Origin of the sequence: Enterococcus sp. BWT-B8 (assembly GCF_020567625.1) — a bacterium.
In the GTDB taxonomy this organism is placed as follows: Bacteria; Bacillota; Bacilli; order Lactobacillales; family Enterococcaceae; genus Enterococcus_L.
Genome location: NZ_JAJDJV010000006.1, coordinates 107,325 through 130,251, shown reverse-complemented (window position 1 = coordinate 130,251; position 22,927 = coordinate 107,325). Strand labels below are relative to the sequence as shown.

The following is a 22,927-nucleotide window of genomic DNA, read 5'->3' as shown; positions in this document are numbered from 1 at the left end:
GGAGGAAATCTCATGGAGAAGCTTCAATTTAAAAAACATGTATTGACTGGTATTTCATTTATGATTCCTGTTGTCGTTGCTGGGGGGATTTGCCTAGGATTATCTCAAATATTCGGTGGTATTGATATTCAGCCTGGAACTTTTGCTGCTTCGCTTCAAGATATTGGTGTAGCTGCTATTACTTTTACGGTCCCTGTTATTGCTGCGGCAATTGCCTATTCAATTGCGGGAAGGCCGGGGATTGCTCCCGGATTAGCAGCCGGAGCTTTGGCTAATGCTGTAGGAGCAGGTTTTCTTGGTGGTCTTGTGGGTGGATTCCTAGCTGGTTATATTGCACTTATGGTGAAAACCTATGTGAAACCACCAAAAGTATTGCAAGGGTTAATGCCGGTTTTGATTATTCCTGTTAGTTCTACTCTGATTGTCGGACTTGTTTTTGTATATGCTTTAGGAGGACCTCTGGCTTTTATTCAAAGCAGTATGACCGACTGGCTGCTTAGCTTGCAGGGAGAATCTGGATTTCTTCTAGGCGGTATTATCGGAGCAATGCGTTTTGATATGGGAGGCCCCTTTGCTCAAGCAGCAAGTGCATTTTGTGATGCCATGTTAGTAGAAGGTATTTATGCACCCAAAGCGGCTAGTATGGTTAGTGGTATGACACCTCCGGTTGGTGTTGCAGTAGCTGTATTTTTAGCCCGAAAAAAATTCACGCAAGCAGAACAAAATGCTGCAAAAACAGCTTTTCCTTTAGGGTTATTCTTCATTACTGAAGGAGTTTTTCCGTTTCTTGCAACTGATCCCATTCGAATCATTATTTCCTGTACTTTAGGAAGTGCCATATCCGGCAGTTTGGCTGTTGTCTTTGGTTGCTTGTGTCCGATTCCAGCTGGCGGCATTTTTGCTATTCCATTTATTGAACGACCGTTCATGTTTATCCTGGCATTTGTTATTGGTGTAGCGGTTACGGCAATTAGTTTGATCATACTGAAACCAAAAGCGATTGAAAATGAAGAAAAAGAAGAAGAGATTGATTTTGAAATTAAATTCAATTAGTAGGGGATGAAAGCATGCTGGTTCCAATGAAGGAAATCTTAGAAAAAGCCAGAGAACAAAAATATGGGGTGATTGCACCCAATGTTATTAATGAAGATACTGCTCGAGCCTGTATCGAAGCTGCTGTTGAGTTAGATGCTCCTTTGATTTTAGATTTTGGTTTTGTATTTCATAAGGATATTGTCTATTTAGGAAGAATCATTGAATATTTAGCCAATCAAGTTTCTGTTCCTATCGCTTTAAACTTGGATCACGGTGCTACTTTCGAGCAAGCCGTTTGGGCAATTCGAGCGGGTTTTACCTCAGTAATGGTTGATCGCAGTACGGCGCCTCTGGAACAAAATATTAGGGAAACAAAGGAAATTGTGAAAATGGCTCATGCAGTAAATGTAAGTGTTGAGGCAGAGCTTGGACATGTTGGAGAAGGCAAAATGTATGGAGATTCTGTTAAAGGACTGTATACTGATGTGGAAGAAGCCCAGAGCTTTGTCACAAAAACGGGTATAGATTGTTTAGCAGTAGCTGTGGGAACTGCTCACGGACAGTATAACGGATTACCTCATTTAAATTTCGAACTCTTAAATGAATTGAATCAAAAGCTGTTAATTCCATTGGTCTTACATGGAGGGAGCGGTACAGGAGATGCCAACTTAGTGAAAGCAATCAAATGTGGGATTACGAAAATCAATATCGCGACGGATCTGTTTACAGCTGCGATTGATGAAGGCAATCAACTCGGAGAATCTTATATGATTTATCATCGCTTGCAAAAGGGATTTAAGGATAGACTTATTTATTATATGAAGTTAGCCGGTCAAGCAGGTAAAGCTTCAAATTAGGATATAAGAAGTAAGAACGGGAGAGAAGGTGCGATAAGATGCTGACGAAACGGCAACAGATGATTGTTAAAGTATTACTAGAAAAGGAACAATCAACTAGTAAAGCAATTGCAGAGACGCTTTCTTTATCTGACAAGACTGTTCTCAATGAACTGACGGTAATTGATCAAGAACTGAAAAAGAGGAAGTATGGCAGGCTGATCAAGAGTCGTGGTGTTGGAATTCGTTTACTGATTGAAGACGCTGTTTCGAAGCAAAAGCTAGAAGAAGCCTGCTATCAAATCTCTGTAGATGATGATGTGTCTCACCTGCTAAAACGACTTTTCATGGGGCCGAAAAAGACTATTGTTACAGAAAAGAAACTAAAACGAGAATTATATGTAAGCCGCAGCTATTTAGCTCATAAAATTGAAGATTTAAATCAAATTTGTCATGACTACCATGTGATGATTAAACGAGTTAAAAATTATGGTTTGGTCATTGAAGGCAGTGAATTCGATATTCGTGATGCCATTATCGAATTGTTCTTAAAAACCTATTTGTTTCCAACACAAGTTGCAGTTGGGAAGCACTTCTTTAATGAAAAACAAGAGTACTCATTTAAAAGTGTTTTTGGCGAGTTTAATTATCATCCGATTGAACAATTGATTTTGGGTTTTGAAAAGAAAAATCAGCTAAAGCTGGATCACTTTTCCAGAAATACGGTACTTTTGCATATTTCTTTAGCGATCATTCGTGAAAAATTAGGGTATAAGTTGACATATACTCGACAACAGAAAGAGCTAATCGCTTCTTTTCCCAAAATGTTTTTAAATGAATTGGGACAGTTTTTCAAGGAAAATTATACAACAGAGCCATCTAAAACTGAGCTTTCCTATATCTATCTTTACCTTGATTTATATGGACTGCTGACTTCCAATTCTTTTGATAAAAAGAAACTTGAGGTAGAAAAATCTGAGAGATTTAACGAGTTTATTGATAACTTTTTAAGCATCACTGAAGGTATATTAAATATTGATATTGGTACAGATAAGCAGCTGAAAAAGGGAATTGTCCATCATCTTAGCGGAACGATCTTAAGGCTGACTATGAGTATTCGTATTCATAACCCGCTTCTTTATGAGGTAAAGAAAAACTTTTCAATGGTCTATAAAGCTACCTGGGCCAGTAGCTTGCTTTTCGATCAATACTATAATGCAACAATTAATGAAGATGAAATTGCTTATATTGCTTTATATTTGGGTATCGCAAAGGAAAAAAGAAAACAAAATATTAATATTTGTTTACTTGTGAACGGTAAGAATAGTTTTTCAGAGTTATTGTATGAGCAAATCAGGAATCTTCATCCGAGAATTTCTTTGAGCTGCCAAACAACAGAAGAGTATCAGGATGTCTATGATATAGTTGTTTCACCTTTAATGAATGTAAGTAACTATACCTCAAAAAAAGTCATTCATATTGGACGTATTCTAACTGAAAATGATAAGATTGCGGTCTTATCAACTGTTAAAGAATTGATTAAAAAGAAAATATTAGGTAATAAAAAACGAGATATGAATGAAGCAATGGGACTCAAGGAAGAATTTATTTTTCTGGACTATCCATCCAAAGAAAAGAACACAATTATTACAGAAATCTGCAGGCTTTTAGAGAGAAAAGGATACGTCTACAAAAACTATATACAATCGGTTATTAAACGGGAAGTTTTTGTTTCTACGGAAATTGGTTCTGCAGTTGCAATTCCTCATGGAAATTCAAAATTAGTGAAAAAATCAATCATTGTTTATATTAATTTACAGGAGCCGATTCAATGGACAGAAGCAGACAAAGTTAAGCATATCTTTTTTCTTGTTGTTTCTGAGATCAATGATTTTACCACTGAAAAAACGATTCGCGGCTTCTACAAAACGTTGATAAAGATCACTGAAGATGGCAGCATTACTCTTTTGAATCAATTAAAAACTAAACAAGAAGTGATTGAATTCTTTGTTGAAAGAGGAAATTAAACTGTTACTGATGAAAAGCAACTCACAAAGCTGTTTTTGCTCCCGTGCCGGCTGTACGTTTCTTGAATTAGCAGCCTAACTTAGTTTTAATTCGGTTAATACACTAGATAATTTCTATAGCTTATAAATCTTTAGACTGACATTCTTATTGTGGCAGGAATTTTATTTGCGGCTTTGATTCTTTTTATCATTTTTGGATTAGCAGGTGGAAAGTGTTGGCAAAAAAATATGTAATCGTCCTTGAATGATGGATTAAATTGGGAAATTATTGTTTATAATTCGGATAGCTTGAAGAAGCAGGAAAATTTGATATTAGTTATGGGGAAGAACGCCTGGGATATATAGATGCTGGGACTAGTCTAAAATGAATAGCTGCATTGGTTATAATGTTGCAGTAATTGTTAATGAACTGGAATAAGAGCATCACAGATATGGAAAAATCGAGATTTTATAAATGAGAATGAAAAGTCAGTCTTTCTTTACTTGTTATTTTAAGTTATTTTGAATTTACCCCAAATTATTGAACTAGCAGTATTTTAAAGTGTATTTCATTTGTTTACAAAGCAGCTTCTGTAACTACTGATATAATAGTAGTTTTAGTGGGGAATGGGTAAATTCAAATAAGTTGCCCCTTGAACTCTTTTTTAAAGTGTGAAATAATAGCTTCAAAATAGAAACGACTTAAGATTTGTTCGCCGGAACAATCTTGCAGGAGTCAGACAAACGGACCGTAGGCTTTAATGGTTCGTTTGGCTGGCTCCTTTTTTCATAGGAGGTACAGGCATATGACAAAAGAAATCTTTGGAAAAGAAGTGCAAGTTAACGAAAAAATGGGGCTTTCAAAAGAAGAGGTGCAGAGACGATTAGAAGAATTTGGCTATAACCAACTGGAAATCCGGACTGGAAAAAAGTTCTTTGAGTATTTAAAAGAAACGGTAAAGGATATCACGATACTTATCTTAATTTTTGCAACGATTCTATCAGGGTACATTGCTTTCACAGTACACCCGGATGATTTTTCTGAACCGATTGTTATCTTTTCAGTTGTTCTGCTTAACATTTATTTATCCATTCGGCAGCAAAAAAATGCGGAAAAATCAATGAATGAGCTGAAAAAAATGAGCGTTTCGACAAGTAAAGTTCTTAGGGATGGACAAATAAAAGAAATTGAAAGTACAGCGATTGTTCCAGATGATATCATTCAGCTGGAACTGGGGGACCGAATTCCAGCCGATGCAAAAATTTTGAGCTGCAGCAATTTTTTTGTTGATGAATCATTTTTGACAGGTGAAAGTGAACCCAGTGAAAAGAATCCTGAGTATATTCCTTTGGAGCATGATTCACTGGGGGATCGAAAAGAATTAGTTTTTTCAAGCTCGTTGGTAGTAACAGGAAAAGCGAAAGTCAGAGTTGAAAAAACAGGTATTCATACAGAAATTGGCAAAATTTCCAGCTTGATAAATAATGAAGCTGCGAATACAGCACCGTTGCAGCTTAAAATGCAAAAGCTTGGAAAAGCATTAGGGTTTGTTGCTATTTTAGCTGGATTCTTTGCGATAGGCATAGGCGTGATCAAAGGCTTGCCTTTGGAAACAAGTATTATGACAGCTATTTCAATGGCTGTTGCTGCGATTCCTGAAGTTTTGCCTGTAGTAGTGACTATTTCACTAGCAGTAGGAATGAGCAATATGGCAATAAAACAAACAATTGTCAGAACACCTTCAACCGTCGAAACCATTGGCGGAGTGTCTGTTATCTGTTCAGACAAAACAGGGACAATAACAGAAAATAGAATGACAGTTAAGTGTGTCAGTCCATTGGGAGACTTATCAAATACAGTTTTTAATATTACAGAAGATAAGGAAAAAAATTTATTGTTCTTATTTTATCTTGCTAGTTCCATTGAAGCAAACGCGACTGTCAGCAGCAATCCCACTGAATTGGCAATTAGTAAAGCTTTAGCTGAAGCTTTCACGCAGGAAGAATTAACGAATGCTGCTTCAACAGTTGAAAAAGTTTATGAAATCCCCTTTGATTCCAAAAGAAAAAGAATGACTGTTTTATATAAAGTTAAAGAGCAGTATATTTCAGTAACAAAAGGAGCCTTTGACCGATTAAATATTATAAATGACAAGCAGGACTTTTATTTGCAGGAACACGATAAATTAGCTGAACAAGCCTACCGTGTATTGGCAGCAGCCTATAAGATATATGAAAATTTTCCGACTGGTATTTCTGATGATGAGTTGGAATGCAGCTTGAATCTTGCCGGCTTTGTGGGAATCATGGACCCTGCAAGAGCAGAGAGTTATCAGGCTGTTGCTGCAGCAAAACAAGCAGGAATTGAAACGGTCATGATTACCGGAGACCATTTATTAACAGCTGAGAAGATAGCAGAAGATGTGGGGATTCTTGCGGAAGGAAAAAAGGCGATGACCGGTGCAGACCTAAATAAATTGGGGGATGAGGAATTAGCTGCTGTTATTCAAGACTACCGGGTTTTCGCTCGTACGTCTCCCGAAGATAAAATCCGCATTGTCAAAGCTTTTCAAAGCAATGATGAAATTGTCGCAATGACTGGGGATGGCGTGAATGATGCTCCTGCATTGAAAGCCGCTGATGTGGGGATTGCTATGGGGGGAGGAACAGAGGTTGCAAAAGAGGCTTCAGATATGATTTTGGCAGACGATAATTTTGCAACGATAGTAGCAGCTGTTGAGGAAGGTCGGCGTGTATACAGCAATATCAGGAAATCCTTATATGCAATGCTGGGGTGCAACATTTCGGCACTGACCATTGTTCTGATTTCTTTATTACTTGGCTGGGGAGCACCGGTTACGGCTATTCAACTTTTAATCATTAAGGTAGTCGCAGATGGTATTCCAGGGTTCAGCTTAAGTGTAGAACCGGCAGATAAAGAAGGGATGAAGTGTCCTCCTATAAGTAAATATGAGAGTATTTTTTCGAATGGTTTGCTGCTTAAAATTATTGAAATTTCTGCGGTGTTTACAGGGGTTACATTAATTACCATTTTAGTGGGACAAGCACAATCGGTTGAGATAACAAGAACAATGACATTTATTGTTTTGGGGCTGTCGACAATCGTACACATGTATAACTGTCGGAGTACCGTCTCTATTTTCAAAATGGATTTTTTAAGTAATTCTTTGCTGGCAGCAACCACAATTGCAGGAGCTTTGATCATCATTCTTCTGGTAAATATCCCTGTAACGCAACAAATTTTTGGGTTTGTAACAATCAGCTTGATTAACTGGATCTGGGTTCTTGGGCTGTCAATCTTTCCGCTGGTTTATATTGAAGTAAAAAAATATTTTCGCTTATTTTAAAAAAGCGTACTTTTTTCAGCCTTGTCGGGTTCTTTTATTTTTATAAAAGACCGTATCCATTTAAATCCTTGAATAGAACTAGGTAAAAAGTTGAAATTTTTTAACAAATATTTGGTACTTTTCTGTTTAAAGGAGTATACTCGAATTGACATCATTATAATGATTATTTAGTAAAGTTTTTCTTAATTGAAGGAAAAACAGAGATTAGGAGGGGGATTTTTATGGATATTGTTACTTTAGCGAGATTTCAATTTGGGATGACTACGGTTTTTCACTTTTTCTTTGTACCGTTTTCTATTGGGGTCGCTCTTGTTGTGGCAATTATGGAATCAATGTATGTATGGAAAAAAGATGAACGTTATCGAAAAATGGCAAAATTTTGGGGAAATATTTTTCTCTTAAGCTTTGCAGTTGGTGTGGTGACAGGGATTATTCAGGAATTCCAGTTTGGTATGAACTGGTCTGATTACTCTCGTTTTGTCGGGGATATTTTTGGAGCACCGTTAGCTGTTGAAGCGTTGCTGGCTTTCTTTATGGAGTCAACCTTTTTAGGCTTGTGGATTTTTACCTGGGATAGAGTAAAACCGAAACTGCATTTGTTGTTTATTTGGCTCGTAACCATTTCTTCTATGATGTCAGCATTTTGGATACTGGTAGCCAACAGCTTTATGCAGCATCCTGTGGGTTATACACTTAATAATGGCCGTGCAGAAATGACTGATTTTGGAGCGCTGCTGACCAGCCATCAGGTTTTATATGAGTTTACTCACGTGATTGCGGGAGCAATTACAATGGGCGGAATGATCGTAGCCGGATTGGCTGCTTTTCAGATTTTAAAGAAAAGAGATGTCGAGTTTCACAAACCTTCCATGCGTTTAGGATTGGTTGTCACATTGTTTGGTGCTCTTTTTGTGCTGGGAACAGGAGATATGCAGATGAAAGCTCTCCTTGATGATCAGCCGATGAAATTTGCGGCAATGGAAGGAGAGTATGAAGACTCTGGAGATCCGGCAGCCTGGACGTTAATTGGCTGGGCAGATGAAGCCAACCGCAAGCAGGTTTTTGGGATTAAAATTCCATATATGCTGAGTATCTTGTCTTATAATAAACCTTCAGGATCAGTTGATGGGATGGATACTGTCAATAGGAAGCTGATTGAAGAATATGGGGAAGACAATTATTTCCCTCCGGTGAATACACTGTTCTGGAGCTTCCGTGTGATGGCCGGCTTCGGTATGCTGATGCTGCTGGTGTCAGCACTGGGACTATTTTTTACCCGTAAAAAGAAACCCTCTCTCTATGAGAAACGCTGGATGCTGTGGATTATGGGGCTGTGCACCTTTGCACCGTTTTTGGCAAATACAGCTGGTTGGCTGATTACTGAACTGGGACGTTATCCTTGGACAGTTTACGGATTATTTAAAATCGAAGATAGTGTTTCACCAAACGTATCAGTGACTTCACTGCTGATTTCAAATATTGTTTACTTCGTTTTGTTTGCTGGTTTGGCTTCTGTAATGATCTATCTGGTTATCAGAGAATTGAAAAAGGGACCTGATTATGAGGAAAAGATGCTGGCGCAAAAACAAACAGCTTCTTCTGATCCTTTTGATAAGGAGGTTTTTAATTAAATGAGTAATTTGCAGTTATTATGGTATGTACTGATTGGGGTACTTTTCTCAGGCTTCTTCTTTTTGGAAGGCTTTGACTTTGGAGTTGGAATGGCTGTTCAGACTCTGACACATAATGATGGAGAAAAAAATCAGATCGTTGAGACTATTGGACCTGTTTGGGATGGAAATGAAGTCTGGCTGCTGACTGCAGGCGGCGCAATGTTTGCATCATTTCCATACTGGTATGCCTCTTTGTTCAGCGGCTACTATCTAATTTTATTCATTATTTTAATAGGTTTGATTATTCGAGGTGTCTCTTTTGAATTTCGTCATCGGATGCCGGAAGGAAAAATGAGAAATGTCTGGAATTGGACTTTGTCGATAGGCAGTTTTATTGTGCCGTTTTTCTTTGGTATTCTATTTATCAGTATGATTCAGGGAATGCCGATTGATTCAGCAGGCAATATGACAGCAGGCTTCTCAGATTATATCAATCTATTTTCTTTAGTTGGCGGAGTTGCATTGACATTATTGTGCTATCTGCATGGACTGAACTATATTGCTTTAAAAACCGATGGTGATATCAGACATCGTGCGAGAAACTATGCACAGTTTTTATATGGGATTCTTTATGTCGGCTTAGTTGTTTTTGCTGTATTACTGTACTTCAATACAGACTTTTTTGACCGTCATTTGATGACTACACTGATTTTGCTTGTGGGAATTGTAAGCTTGACTGTAGTTGCAAATATCAGTGTCTTCAAGCAAAAGGAACTACTTGCGTTTGTTGCCAGCGGTTTGACCATGATCCTTCTTGTTGCATTATTATTCAGCGGGTTGTTCCCTCGAGTAATGATCAGCTCTTTAGGAGCTTCCAACGATCTGTTGATTGAAACAGCATCCAGCAGCCCATACACACTGAAAATCATGTCTTGGATTTCGTTGAGTATTTTGCCATTTGTACTGGTGTATACAGGTTGGACGTATCATGTCTTCAGAAAACGTGTTTCCAATCTGCCGACACATACGGGGTATGGCGAATGATAGATAAGGCAATTTTAAAAATGCCTGAGATAAAAAAAGTAATGCTATTGCTTGCAGGGGCTGCTTTCCTGCAAGCAGTGTTTATTATTGGGCAGGCTTATTATTTGGCCAAAGCAGTTACTGGGCTTTGGAATGGCGGACAGTTACAGGAGCAGGGGCTGTCCATGCTCCTGTTTTTTTTATTTTACAGCGGTCGTCATATGATCACTTTTTTCCGGGACAAGCTTTTGGATACGTTCAGCTACAAGCGCTCCAGTGAGTTAAGAGCAGCACTTTTATCCAAGGTGTTTCGTCTTGGCCCTGTTGTTGTGCAGGAAGAGGGGACCGGCAACATGGTAACCATGGCATTGGAAGGTATTCATCAGACAGAAAATTATCTGCAGCTGATTTTAATGAAAATAATCAACATGATGATGATTCCATGGATCATCCTGATCTTCCTGTTTACTTTGGACCTTCGATCAGCTGCTGTATTGCTGATTGTTTTTCCCATCATCATTATTTTTATGATTATTCTGGGGTATGCAGCCCAAAGTAAAGCAGATAAGCAATATAAAGCCTTTCAGCTGCTGTCTAATCATTTCATCGATTCTCTGAGAGGATTGGATACATTAAAACTGTTCGGATTGAGCAAGAATTATGCTAGAAGCATCTATGCTACCAGTGAGCGGTTTAGGGAAGCAACAATGGGGACTTTGAAAATAGCAATTTTATCGACCTTTGCACTGGACTTTTTTACAACACTTTCTGTCGCAGTGGTCGCAGTCTTCTTGGGACTGGCATTGCTTAATGGACAGATTCTGCTGTTCCCTGCATTGACCACCCTGATTCTGGCTCCGGAATTTTTTCTTCCGGTCAGAGATTTTGCAGGCGACTACCATGCAACTCTTGATGGAAAAAATTCCTTTCAGGCGATTCAAGCGATTATGAATCTTCCTGAAATAATGGATACAGATCAGTTAAACTTATCAACTTGGACAAGGAATGATCAGCTGACAGTCAATAAGCTTAATTTTACCTATGGACAGAGTGATTTTCCTGCGCTGAAAGAGGTAGAATTTTCTGTTCGGGGGGTTCAAAAAATTGGAATTATCGGTTCCAGCGGTTCGGGCAAATCTACACTTATAAATTTATTGAACGGCTTTCTTGCTCCGGACAATTCTTGCTTTGCTATTAATGGAGAAGGGATGTCTCATTTAAATCAAAAGGACTGGCAGAAACAAATGCTCTATATTCCGCAGTCTCCTTATATTTTTCAGGATACACTGGCAAATAACATTCGATTTTATACACCGGCAGCTTCTGATCAGGAAATTATGCATGTGATTGATTTAGTCGGATTGACAGAGTTGGTAGCGGAGCTTCCGGAAGGAATAGAGACGGTTATTGGCGAAAGCGGACGAATGTTCAGCGGTGGTCAGGCGCAGCGTATTGCCTTGGCAAGAGCATTTTTGGATCAGGAACGCCGTATTTTGGTATTTGACGAACCAACTGCACATTTGGATATTGAAACCGAAGTTGAGATTAAAGATAAAATGCTGCCGTTAATAGAAGATCATCTGGTTTTCTTTGCCACTCACCGTCTTCACTGGATGAAAGAGATGGACTATATTTTAGTCATGGATGAAGGGATGCTGGTTGAAGCAGGAACGCTGGATGAGCTTATGGAAAAAGAAGGGTATTACGTAGCGTTGACTAAAGAAATGAGGGGGGAAGCAAATGAAACTGTCAATGACTGACAATGGGCAGCAGGATCAGTGGGTTCGACCGTTTTTAAAAAAATATAAAGGACTGCTGATGCTGGCAATTTTTTTAGGTTTCCTCACCTTCTTCAGTGCTGGTGCTCTGATGTTCAATTCAGGTTATTTAATCAGCCGGGCAGCTTCATTGCCTGAGAACATTTTGCTGATTTATATTCCGATTGTTTTGACAAGAGCGTTTGGTATCAGTCGTCCTGTTTTCCGCTATGTTGAGCGCCTGGTCAGCCATAACTGGGTATTGAAAATGACTTCTGATCTGCGTTTAAAGCTGTATCGGATTTTGGAAAAAGATGCAATGTTTCTTAAATCAAATTATCAAACCGGAGATATTCTGGGGCTGCTTTCAGAAGATATCAATCATTTGCAGAATTTGTATTTGAGAACAATCTTTCCAATGATTATTGCAGGATTGCTGTATGTAGTCATTGTGATTGGCTTGGGCTTCTTTTCCTGGTGGTTTGCTCTTTGTATGCTTCTTCTTTTAGGCGTAACGGTTGTTCTCCTGCCGATATTGTCTGTACTGGTGAACGGCGCCAGACAGGAGCGGCAGAAAGGAACAAAAAATCAATTGTATAAAATTTTGACGGATAATATTTTGGGCGTCTCTGATTGGGTTTTCAGTCAGCGGGGTTCGGAATTTGTTCTTTCCTACGAAGAAAAGGAAAAGGAACTGCGTGAGATTGATAGAGAAATTAAGAGGTTTGATCGCAGAAGAGATGTTGTGTTTCAGCTGTTCTTTGGTATGATTGCACTTGCTGTGCTAATCTGGGCAGGCACTCGCTTTCCAGGAAATCATGGTGGTGCCGCTAATTGGATAGCAGCATTTGTATTAACTGTTTTTCCTTTGATTGATGCGTTTGCTCCATTGTCGGATGCGGCTCAGGAAACGACAATTTATAAAGATTCCATTTCACGTTTGAATGAGCTTCCGGAAGTGGAAGGAGCAAAAGAAGCCGCTGCGTCAAACCCGAATTCAACAAAGATAGAGGCCAGACAGCTGACCTTTACGTATCAGAATGCTTCACGGACTGTGCTGAGCAATCTGTCGCTTGAGATTCCAGAAAAAGAGAAACTGGCGATTTTAGGGCGCAGTGGTTCTGGGAAAAGTACGCTGGCCTCTTTAATAAGAGGGGACCTTCAGCCGACTCAGGGAGAAATGCTGATTGGCGGTGTGCCGGCAGACCAACTAGGGGATTCTATTACAGAATATATCGGGGTAATTCAACAAAAACCGTATCTGTTCCATACAACGATCCTCAATAATCTTAGAATTGGTAAGGAATCAGCAAGTGAAGAAGAGGTCTGGCATGTTCTGGAATTAGTTGGACTTAAGAAAATGGTTCAGCAGCTGCCTGATGGATTGCAGACAATGGTGGATGAAGCCGGACTCCGCTTTTCCGGAGGAGAGCGGCATCGACTTGCACTGGCCAGGATTCTTCTGCAGGATACGCCAGTTGTTCTGCTTGATGAGCCGACAACAGGACTGGATCCAATTACAGAGCAAAAACTGTTAACAACCTTTTTTGATGTACTTGAGGATAAAACGATCATCTGGATTACACATCACCTGCAGAGTGTACAAAAAATGGATCGGATAATTTTTATTGAGGATGGTCAGTTGATGATGAGCGGAACACCTGAAGAATTGATGACAGGAAACCGGCATTTCCAAATGCTGTATAGAATTGATCAAGGCTTAAATTAGTATACTGACTGCTTCAAATCATAACGACGTTTACAGTCAAAGAAATGGAACTTCCATCTCTTTTGCTGGTACAGGCAATCTATCTATTAAGCAATGCATTAGTTAAAAGAGATTGTGACAGCTCTTTGCTTGGCTGAAGGGGTCACTTGCTTCTACGCTTCTATGAATGCTCATCGTATATTTGAGGGGCATATAAGACATACCAATGCATAAATGAACAAACAGCTATGTTCATTGCTAAGAGGCTGCTTGTATGCGAAGTACTGATGGGGATAAATTTGTCAGAATTTATTTCAGATACAAAGATACAGTTGTATCTGAAACAACGATCTGCTGAATGTGCAGATATTCTTCAAACTTAAATAGGAGACAGCTAATCGCAGAGATATAAGCATCCAGCTTCTAGCACAAGACAGGTACCATGTATCATCTACTAGTCAATGCTTAAGGGGATGCGACGTAGCGCTGTCACATCCCCTCTGCGTATTTACCAAGTATATTAATGACTGCGGACCAGTAGAAGCTCTGTTAGTTTTTGTCTCTGCGGTTCTCACTAGGGACTGTGACAAAAGTATGTCTGAGATCCCTAAAACCGAATCAACGGTGTTCCAGTCTTTGTATGATTCGAGCATTCGATAAGAAGCGTAGGAGCAAGTTCATACATGCGCTGAGTATTCAAAGAAAAAGCCCTTCCATGCTTCAATCCTGGAAGCATGAGAGTTGTTTATACCTCATGCTTTTATCAGGCATTATCAGTACTTACGGACTAGTAATAGTTCAGTCAGTTTCTGCAGCTGTTTACGGCTGGTGCTTTTTGGCAGCTTGGCAATATCCTGTCTGGCTTTTTCGGTCATCAGATCAGCGAATTCCTTTGCTTTTTCCACTCCATCCAGTTGTTGAACAATCGAGGCGACTTCTGCTGCTTCTTCAGCAGTCAGCTGCTCCTTTTTATTTAAGTAAGGGGCAAGGAGAGCGGGGTGTTCCTGCAGGGTAAAGATCAGCGGCAGTGTATAAACACCTTGAGCAATATCTTCAATTGTCGGTTTTTGTAACGTTTCTGTGGTCGCTGTATAATCAAGAATATCATCGTAAACCTGAAAGGCAATTCCGATATGACGCCCGATTCGTCTAGCCAACTGTTCAATTTCTTTAGACGCGTGACCAAAGTGTGCACCTTCCAGACAGCTCAATGAAAAAAGCTCAGCCGTTTTTCCATTTACACTTCGTAAGTAATCGGTAATCGTGATATTTTGGTTATAGCGGGTATGCATCTGGTCTAGCTCGCCAAGCAGCAGGCGCTTCATTGAATGGGCGTTAATTTGAAGATATTTAGAATCCTTCATAGTATCAGCAAGCAAATCAAAGAATTCTGTAAACAGCAGATCCCCTGTATATACTGCAATGTCTTTGCCGTAACGTGATTGAATGGTTTGTGTTCCCCGACGTAATGGAGAATCATCTATAATGTCGTCATGAATCAACGTTGCCATATGCAAAATCTCAAGTGAAGCAGCAATTTTAATCAGCTGCTGGCGGTCTTGTTGATCGGCATTTCCCATTTGGGTAAAGATAAAGAAAAAAGCCGGGCGCAGTAGTTTACCGCCGGAGTTGGTCAATTCAACCAAAGCCTGTTTAATCTCTTTGTTGCGACTGTTGACTTTTTCTATGATCAGCAACCGCGTTTCATCTAACTGTTGCTGGATCAATGGGAAATATGTCCAAAATTTTTCCATAACATAAATAATCCTTTCAATAGCTCAATACTATTGATTGTATACGAAGAGCCAAAATAAATACAGTAAATCTTATCAAAACTTTGCAAAGCAAATTTTTGATAAAAAGCTGAAGATAGGAGTATAGTTTGAATAGAGAAATATTTTTTGAGCTAGTTGAATTAAAAGCAAAAACTGCCAGTATTTTGCCATTTCTTTTAGGTCTGTGTTTCAGTTGGTATCATTATCGTCAGGTTCACGTATTGTATGTGCTTATCTACTTTATAGCAATGATCGTTTTTAACATGGCTGTAGATATTCTGGATAATTATAATGATTATCTTCATGCTAAAGAGGGACATGATTATAAAGAAAAAACGAACATTATTGGTAGAGAAAGATTGTCATTATCAATGATTCGTCAATGGATTCAATGGATGGTCTGCAGTTCGGCAGTGATTGGTATTTTACTTTCAACAGTAGTCGGCTGGCCGCTGCTTTGGATGGGAATTTATTGTTACCTAGTCGGCATTTTTTATTCTTCAGGACCTAGACCGTTATCCAGTTTACCTTTGGGAGAGTTTTTTTCAGGATTTACGATGGGCTTTATGATTCTTTTGATTTGTGTTTATATCAATACGTTTGAGGTTTTTCAATGGACAGGAGAAAGCTTGTTCAATGTGTTTGTGATTGCTCTTCCGAATATGTGTCTGATTGCCAATCTAATGTTGGCAAATAATATCTGTGATTTAGATGAGGATGAAAGAAATCACCGCTTTACACTGGTGCACTATTTAGGAAGAAAAAAATCACTTACATTATTTGTTTTATTATTGTTGATTGCTTTATCTGCAGTTTTTTACAGTGTTATTGCAGGACTGGCACCGATGACTCTACTGCTGACGGTGGTAGTTATTCCTTTTGTTTGGAAAGAGACCTGCGGCTTTCTGAAAGAACAGATAAAGTCAAAAACGTTTAGCTGTGCAGTAAAAATATTGGCAGTCGGAGCATTTGCTCAAGTATTCTTTTTTGCGCTAGGTTTGTGGCTGTGAATTTGAAGGTTTGGATATTTGTGAAAGAAGATGGCAGCCGATAAGTGATGAATGATCAAATAAACGTGTAGAGAGAGGGATAAATAAAATGAGTAAAAAAATCGTTATTTTAGGTGCGGGATATGCTGGTTTAAGAGCATTGCATGAATTGCAGAAAGAGGCAGCCGATATAGAAATTACTTTGGTGGACCGAAATGAGTATCATTACGAAGCAACAGATCTTCATGAGGTAGCAGCCGGTACGCAAAAAAGCGAAAGAATCATTTACCCGATCAGAGATGTTGTAAAAAATTCATGTACAACCTTTATACAGGGAACCGTCAGTGCGATTGACACTGAACAGCAGCTGGTAAAATTAGCAGATGGAAAGACATTATCCTATGATTATTTGGTGGTAGCTTTAGGATTTGAATCTGAATCATTCGGAATCCCAGGTGTCGACGAATACTCGCTGCAAATGGTTGATGTGGATACTGCTGAGAAAATCTATCAGCATATTGAGGAGCAAATGAAGAACTATAAAGAAATGCAGGATGAAAATGCGCTGAAAATTATTGTTTGCGGGGCAGGGTTTACAGGAATTGAATTGCTGGGTGCTTTGACAGACGGAAAGAAAAAGCTGGCTGAAGCTGCTGGTGTAGATTCGGAAAAAATTAGGCTGTATTGTGTTGAAGCTGTTACCCGCTTATTACCTATGTTTAGTGAAAAACTTTCTGATTATGGAATCAATAAGCTGAAAGATTGGGGTGTTGAGTTCTTAACAGGCAAACCGATTAAGGAAATCAAAGAAGGATCGGTTGTTTATTTGGATGACAAAGAAAACAATACCTTAAAAGAATTACATGGCGGAACCATCATTTGGACGACAGGAGTCAGCGGCAGCCATGTTATTGGCGCATCGGGCTTTGAAGAAAAACGCGGGAGAGTAATGGTTAATCCTGATTTAACTTACCCCGGACGTGATAATGTCTACATTATCGGAGATTGTTCTGCAGTAATGGATGAAGAAAGTCAACGACCTTATCCGACAACCGCTCAAATTTCACTGAAAATGGGCGAGTGCGCCGGAAAGAATATTAAAGCTCAGCTTAGAGGAAAATCAACACAGCCATTTACTTTTCATTCTTTGGGCTCTGTTTGTTCTATCGGAAACACCCATGCTTTTGGAGAGGTTGGCAAAATGGAAATTAAAGGCTATCCTGCTTCATTTGTTAAGAAAGCCATTATGGATCGCTCCCTATTTGAAACGGGCGGAGTAAAAGAAGTATTGGCTAAAGGACGTTTTGATTTTTACCATTAAGAGTTAACATTGCTGCTTTGATTAATTATTGAAAAAACAAGGTCGGGACAAAAGCGATCAGCTCCGAGAATTAAGAAGGAATATACAAAAATTGTCAAGGAACACTAGTCATAAAATGACTAGCTGTGAATTGATACCTCCCTGGAGCTCCTCATATTTTCAGGATAGTTTGGCTTAATTCCGAAGGAGTTGCTCCTGCGGTTACTCGTCGCAAAAAGAATTTTTGCTTTTGTCTCGCCGTTTATTCGGGATTAGATACGAAGAGAGTTGGGAACTTTATTTCTGTCCCATTCACGCTATTAATTTGTTAAGCTGTAAATCATTTATCGGTTGTTCTACTTTTCTATTATAGTTAAATGGTCTGTAGGGTAGACAACTTTGGCATGATTTTTTTTAATCAGTACTTTTTTAATTTCGTTTCCTGTTTGTTTGTCAATGACTTGTTGATAAATATTGCTGTTGCGGTAAACGATTCCCTGTTCTCTGCTAAAATAGTCATCTTCACATTTTACGTGATAGCTGTAGGGCTGCTCTTTTTCAGCATAAAGCTCTCCGTGAAGATGAGTGTCGTCTGTATAAGTAATAAGCTGATAGGTTTGATCGGAAGAATTTTTGAAACGGTAGTCCATATAGTTGTAAACAATGGATGTTCCAGTTCCAAAAGGAATGACTCTGCCATAATCTGGGAAAAGATCCACCCCATCATGATGATGATGTTCCACAATTTCAAACGGCGTATGAAGAACCATCCAGTGAATTAGATTGGTAAACTGGCACATCCCTCCGCCTATTCCGCTGATCGCTTCTTCTTTGCCTATCATCAGTCCTTCCTGATAGCCGTCTTTTTCCTTACACGAGCCTACCAGCTTCCAAAATGAAAAAGTTTCGCCCGGTCGGATGAGGATTCCTGAAACCTTTGGGGTTGACAGTGCCAAATTAACCGCTTTGTTATCCTGCAGATGCTGATCGACATTTCCAAGCTTTCTTCTAATTAACGAACTATGTTTATAAATACAAACAGGCAGTTTCTCTGCCTCTTTTTTTGAAGCGAATCGTTGCTTTTGCAGTTTATCCTGAAAATGTCTTGAGATAATATTTTTATAGACTGATAGTTTGTATGTTGTCGGTGAGATTTCACAAAATAATTTTCTTCCCATAACCAGTACCCTCCATAATATTAACTTTCCCTAAGAAAAATTATTACATAATATTACTTGCGTGTCAAAAATATTACAATTATATTTCTTTAATATTAAATGAGAAATGCAGATTACTGGTTTCAGGCAGTATAAACAGGGAGAAGCTTCTTCAATGAGAGAATATTTCTATTAGAGTTAGACTATTTGATAAAGGGAATGTTAAGAAGGAACTCTCTGTAAATCTGAATAAAATCATGTTTCTGTGAATAATTTTGAAAAAGGAATAGGGATACTTTTGATCGTGCTCGTTTTCAGGTATAATGGAATTTGTTGAAAAGAGGGGAAAAAATGGCGCAGAAAAAAAAGACAAAGAAACAGAAAAAGCAGCAAGAACAGCTGCGTTACATTTTTATTGGTATCTTCTTTATTTGCTTTAGTTTACTGGGGTTGCTAAAGTTGGGATACTTGGGGATACTGATTGCAAACGGACTGCGTCTGGTAGTGGGGAATACCTTTACCATTGCTGCAGTTTTGTTAATGTTATATGGGTTTTCGCTGGTCCTTTTCGGAGAAAATTTTCCAATTAAATCCGCTCGTCCTATTATTGGCGGGCTGCTGATATATTTAGGAGTATTGCTATTCCTGCATGTTTACTGGTTTCGAAATATTGGCAGCGGATCACCTAATATTATTAATACTACCTGGGATTTTTTAAAAATGGATCTAAGCAGAAGCACCATTGCTGAAAATATCGGCGGAGGAATGATCGGAGCCGGCTTGTACACTGTTACCCATTTTCTGGTTGCTCAGCTTGGGAGTTATGCTGTTGCTGTTGTGTTGATATTGACCGGCAGCTATTTGATCAGCATGCTGGAAATTCAGCAGCTGTTGGATGGTATTCAGAAATTTCGCAAGGTACTGGGAATGCTATTTGCAAAAAGTGATGAGCATCTGGCTGCGAGAGCAGAGAAGCGTGCAGAACAGAAAAAAATGAAGGAAGCAGAAAAACAGGAAAGAGCCAGAGAGATGGCTGAACAGTGGCTTGAGAAGAATCAGGTCAGAGAGCATACGCCGGGAGAGCATCTGGCGCAAACTGAAAGAGAGCAGTACGATTATCCTGAACAGGAGCCTGAGCAGTTGACCTTGGTACCAATTGACAGCTTTCAGAGTCAGGAACAAGAAAGGTCTGAACCGCATTATTCTCAGGAAGAGATACACTATAACGAACAGGAAGAGGCTGGTGATCTTGACTTTGATATTGCTGCTGAAGCAGAAGACCGCGACTACCAACTGCCTTTTTCGACTCTTCTTGACTCAGTACCTGTTGCTGACCAGAGTGGAGAATATAAGAAGATTGAAAAGAATATTTCTGTTTTGGAGCAGACATTCAAGAGCTTTGGTGTTGACGCTCAAGTTGTCAAGGCGAGCTTGGGTCCGGCTGTTACCAAGTTTGAAGTTCAACCTGCTGTGGGTGTGAAGGTAAGTAAAATTGTCGGATTGACAGACGATATTGCTTTGGCATTGGCCGCGAAAGATGTAAGGATGGAGGCGCCGATTCCGGGGAAATCCTTAATTGGAATTGAAGTGCCCAATAGTACAGTCAGCACAGTATCATTTAGAGATGTGATTGATGCTCAGCCAAGTCATCCAGATAAAATTTTGGAAGTGCCTTTGGGAAGAGACATATCTGGTGTTGTACAGTCTGCTGATTTGACAAAGATGCCGCATTTGCTGATTGCCGGCTCTACTGGTAGTGGTAAATCTGTAGCTATTAATGGGATTATTACCAGCATTCTGATGAGAGCAAAGCCTCACGAAGTAAAAATGATGATGATTGATCCCAAAATGGTGGAATTGAATGTCTACAACGGGATTCCGCATTTGCTGACGCCAGTGGTTACAAACCCCAGAAAAGCAGCACAGGCTTTACAAAAGGTTGTTCAGGAGATGGAATTCCGTTATGAAAAATTTGCAGCAGCGGGTGTGAGAAATATATCCGGCTACAACGAGCTGGTGATTCAGAAAAATCTCGAGGATGGCGAGAACCGTCCGATTTTACCATTTATTGTTGTGATTGTTGATGAATTGGCTGACTTGATGATGGTGGCCAGCAATGAAGTGGAAGATGCAATCATTCGACTGGCACAAATGGCGAGGGCAGCGGGTATTCACATGATTCTTGCTACGCAGCGGCCAAGTGTTGACGTTATTACAGGAATTATCAAAGCGAATGTTCCGTCCAGAATTGCGTTTGCGGTTTCCAGCGGGACAGATTCCCGAACGATTATTGACAGTAACGGTGCAGAGAAGCTTCTTGGACGCGGAGATATGCTGTTTCTGCCTATGGGGGAAAATAAACCAATACGCGTGCAGGGAGCATTTATTTCGGATCACGAAGTGGAACGTGTAGTGAGCTTTGTGACGGAGCAGCAGGAGGCAGACTATCAGGAAGATATGATGCCTACGGAAGAAGCTGTTTCCGGAAGCAGTGAAAATCCTCAGGATGAACTATATGGAGAAGCAAAAGCACTTGTGATCGAAATGCAGACAGCAAGTATCTCTTTGCTGCAGCGCCGGTTCAGAATCGGTTATAATCGGGCAGCCCGTCTGGTGGATGAGCTGGAAGCCAATCATGTTATCGGTCCGTCTGAAGGCAGCAAACCAAGAAAAGTTTTTGTTGAAGTGGAAGAAGAGGAAGAGGTTCAACCGCCTGAACATGATCAGGATTATTAATTAAGAGAAATTGTTGTATCAGAGACCATGGGAGGAATTTCCGTGGTCTCTTCTTTTACACTAAAAAACAGAAGGGAAGCAGTATAAATTGCAGCAGCTAATAAGGGAGCTGTTCATTTATATGACTACAGCACTGGGAGCTATGCCAAATGGCTTTAAGCTTTCGAATGGCTCGTATGTAGATATCATGCCATTCTATAAACAGCTCGATTGATCTGAACAAAAGATATCTCCCTGAAATAAAATGAAAGATATACAGATAGAAATAAACAGTCTGAAGACTGTTTAGAAACCAGTAAGATAGACTGTTTAGATATTTCTAAGTTACCTGATTTTTCCTTTTTTATAAAATATTTCTTCTTTTTTTAGAGAAATCAACCTTAATCGAATTGCATTCCGCTCTATTTGCGGTATCATGTTTATAAGAGCATAAAAACATATTTTGGTTGGTAGTCCAAAAGCATAAATTGTCAGTAACCTTTCCTCCTTGGGGTGTCAGTTGTTCTTTTTTTCGTTTTAAGAAGGAAGAATCATGGTACAGTCAGATAACAAGTGTAAAGACAGAAAAGAAAAGACTGAATCTCAAGTATGTACAAAGAATGATTCAGAAAGAGAAGAAAAAAACTAGTTGTTATTACAAAAAGCACAGGCAGTCATGGCGGAACAGTACGAGGAATTGAGAATTGAAAAAAGCACGAGCGCAGTGAAAGAAGCTCTGAGGAAACGCAGCTTATTTTTTGAGAAGAAACAACAGAAGTGTCTGGAAAAAAGAAAAAGGTATTAGTTCTTGTTTGGAATAGTTTGTAAGGAAAAAATACGAGCTGCATGCTGTTTGGCGGGAACAGATAGATAAAATAGGGATAAGGGTGAGCGATATGAAGAGAAAAAGCGTCTTATATCTGGAAGTGGCAGAACAAATCAAAGCGGATATCCTAAATGGCAAATATCCTGTTGGTTCTCTGCTTCCGACAGAGTCAGAACTGGAAGAATTGTTTGAGGTTAGTAAAATTACGATTCGTCGGGCAATTGAAATGTTGGCAGATGAAGAGCTGGTGGAAAAGAAAAGTGGAAAAGGGACGACTGTTCTAAGTAATCGTCCATACAACAAATTATCAAAAGCAGGAACCTTTACAGAATATCTCCATGATTCAGGATTGGATATTATTAAAAAGAACTTTGATCTTGAGCTTGTGACTTTGTCAGAAGATATGGAAGCATACAAAGGACTGGGAAACAGCGCAGTGAAGTTTTCAAGGCTCTATCTGCTTGACAGCCAGCCCTATATCTATTTTGAATATCTGCTGCCAAGAGCACTGTCGGATGTGACTGTAGAACAATTCGAAACAGAATCACTCTATCGGATTCTTGATCAGCATCATATAGAGATTTATCGATTCGAGGACAGTTTTGAAATTATCCCGTTGACTCCCAAGCTGCAAAAAATCTTGAATACAGCTGAATCGTCAGGGCTGAAACGAATCCGCCGATCATTTGGTAAGAACGACCAAATTGTTGAGTTTTCTGAGGCTGTTTATAACACAGCCATGCATCCTTACGTGATTGAATATGAAGCATAAATAACAAAGGACTTACATGACAAAAATGTAAGTCCTTTGTTATTTGT

The 22,927-nt window shown here is 39.3% G+C and carries 14 protein-coding genes; 12 read left to right on the top strand and 2 right to left on the bottom strand.

Annotation, left to right across the window (positions count from 1 at the left end; genetic code table 11):
- Positions 1-12: 12 nt before the first annotated feature.
- The 8 genes from LI951_RS07745 to cydC all read left to right on the top strand — a co-directional run bounded on the left by LI951_RS07745 (position 13) and on the right by cydC (position 13,367).
- On the top strand, positions 13-1,053 hold the full coding sequence (locus LI951_RS07745) for a PTS fructose transporter subunit IIC (protein WP_229441779.1): 1,041 nt from the start codon (positions 13-15) through the stop codon (positions 1,051-1,053).
- Positions 1,054-1,067: 14 nt separating this feature from the next.
- Positions 1,068-1,892, top strand: coding sequence for a class II fructose-bisphosphate aldolase (locus LI951_RS07740; protein WP_229441778.1), 825 nt, complete (start codon positions 1,068-1,070; stop codon positions 1,890-1,892).
- Between the two features lie 38 nt (positions 1,893-1,930).
- Entirely contained in the window at positions 1,931-3,898 is a 1,968-nt protein-coding gene (locus LI951_RS07735; RefSeq protein WP_202067517.1) for a BglG family transcription antiterminator, read from the top strand.
- A gap of 785 nt (positions 3,899-4,683) precedes the next feature.
- Positions 4,684-7,245, top strand: coding sequence for a cation-translocating P-type ATPase (locus LI951_RS07730; RefSeq protein ID WP_229441777.1), 2,562 nt, complete (start codon positions 4,684-4,686; stop codon positions 7,243-7,245).
- A 221-nt stretch (positions 7,246-7,466) separates the two neighbouring features.
- Positions 7,467-8,876 (top strand): cytochrome ubiquinol oxidase subunit I, encoded by a 1,410-nt coding sequence (locus LI951_RS07725; protein WP_229441776.1) that lies wholly within the window; start codon positions 7,467-7,469, stop codon positions 8,874-8,876.
- Positions 8,877-9,902 carry a cytochrome d ubiquinol oxidase subunit II gene (cydB, locus tag LI951_RS07720; RefSeq protein WP_202067514.1) on the top strand — a complete coding sequence of 342 codons (1,026 nt, stop codon included), beginning with the start codon at positions 8,877-8,879 and terminating at the stop codon, positions 9,900-9,902.
- On the top strand, positions 9,899-11,641 hold the full coding sequence (gene cydD, locus LI951_RS07715) for a thiol reductant ABC exporter subunit CydD (protein ID WP_229441775.1): 1,743 nt from the start codon (positions 9,899-9,901) through the stop codon (positions 11,639-11,641). The genes cydB and cydD overlap by 4 nt, the downstream gene beginning before the upstream one ends.
- The gene (gene cydC / locus LI951_RS07710) at positions 11,622-13,367 is read left to right on the top strand and encodes a thiol reductant ABC exporter subunit CydC (RefSeq protein WP_229441774.1); all 1,746 of its coding nucleotides are present in this window, start codon (positions 11,622-11,624) and stop codon (positions 13,365-13,367) included. Before cydD ends, cydC begins: the two co-directional genes overlap by 20 nt.
- 752 nt (positions 13,368-14,119) lie before the next feature.
- On the opposite strand, the gene LI951_RS07705 is transcribed toward cydC, so the two are convergent.
- A complete protein-coding gene (locus tag LI951_RS07705) occupies positions 14,120-15,100 on the bottom strand; it encodes a polyprenyl synthetase family protein (protein ID WP_229441773.1) in 981 nt (326 codons plus the stop codon).
- A gap of 128 nt (positions 15,101-15,228) precedes the next feature.
- Between LI951_RS07705 and LI951_RS07700 the strand changes: the two genes are divergently transcribed.
- Positions 15,229-16,131 carry a prenyltransferase gene (locus LI951_RS07700; protein ID WP_229441772.1) on the top strand — a complete coding sequence of 301 codons (903 nt, stop codon included), beginning with the start codon at positions 15,229-15,231 and terminating at the stop codon, positions 16,129-16,131.
- An 88-nt stretch (positions 16,132-16,219) separates the two neighbouring features.
- On the top strand, positions 16,220-17,431 hold the full coding sequence (locus LI951_RS07695; protein WP_229441771.1) for an NAD(P)/FAD-dependent oxidoreductase: 1,212 nt from the start codon (positions 16,220-16,222) through the stop codon (positions 17,429-17,431).
- Positions 17,432-17,766: 335 nt separating this feature from the next.
- On the opposite strand, the gene LI951_RS07690 is transcribed toward LI951_RS07695, so the two are convergent.
- Positions 17,767-18,588, bottom strand: coding sequence for a VanW family protein (locus LI951_RS07690; protein ID WP_202067508.1), 822 nt, complete (start codon positions 18,586-18,588; stop codon positions 17,767-17,769).
- Positions 18,589-18,918: 330 nt separating this feature from the next.
- On the opposite strand from LI951_RS07690, the gene LI951_RS07685 reads away from it, so the two are divergent.
- Together LI951_RS07685 and LI951_RS07680 are read left to right on the top strand one after the other, a co-directional pair.
- Positions 18,919-21,303 (top strand): DNA translocase FtsK, encoded by a 2,385-nt coding sequence (locus LI951_RS07685; protein ID WP_229441770.1) that lies wholly within the window; start codon positions 18,919-18,921, stop codon positions 21,301-21,303.
- A gap of 875 nt (positions 21,304-22,178) precedes the next feature.
- The gene (locus tag LI951_RS07680; protein WP_202067506.1) at positions 22,179-22,880 is read left to right on the top strand and encodes a GntR family transcriptional regulator; all 702 of its coding nucleotides are present in this window, start codon (positions 22,179-22,181) and stop codon (positions 22,878-22,880) included.
- The last annotated feature ends 47 nt before the right edge of the window (positions 22,881-22,927 follow it).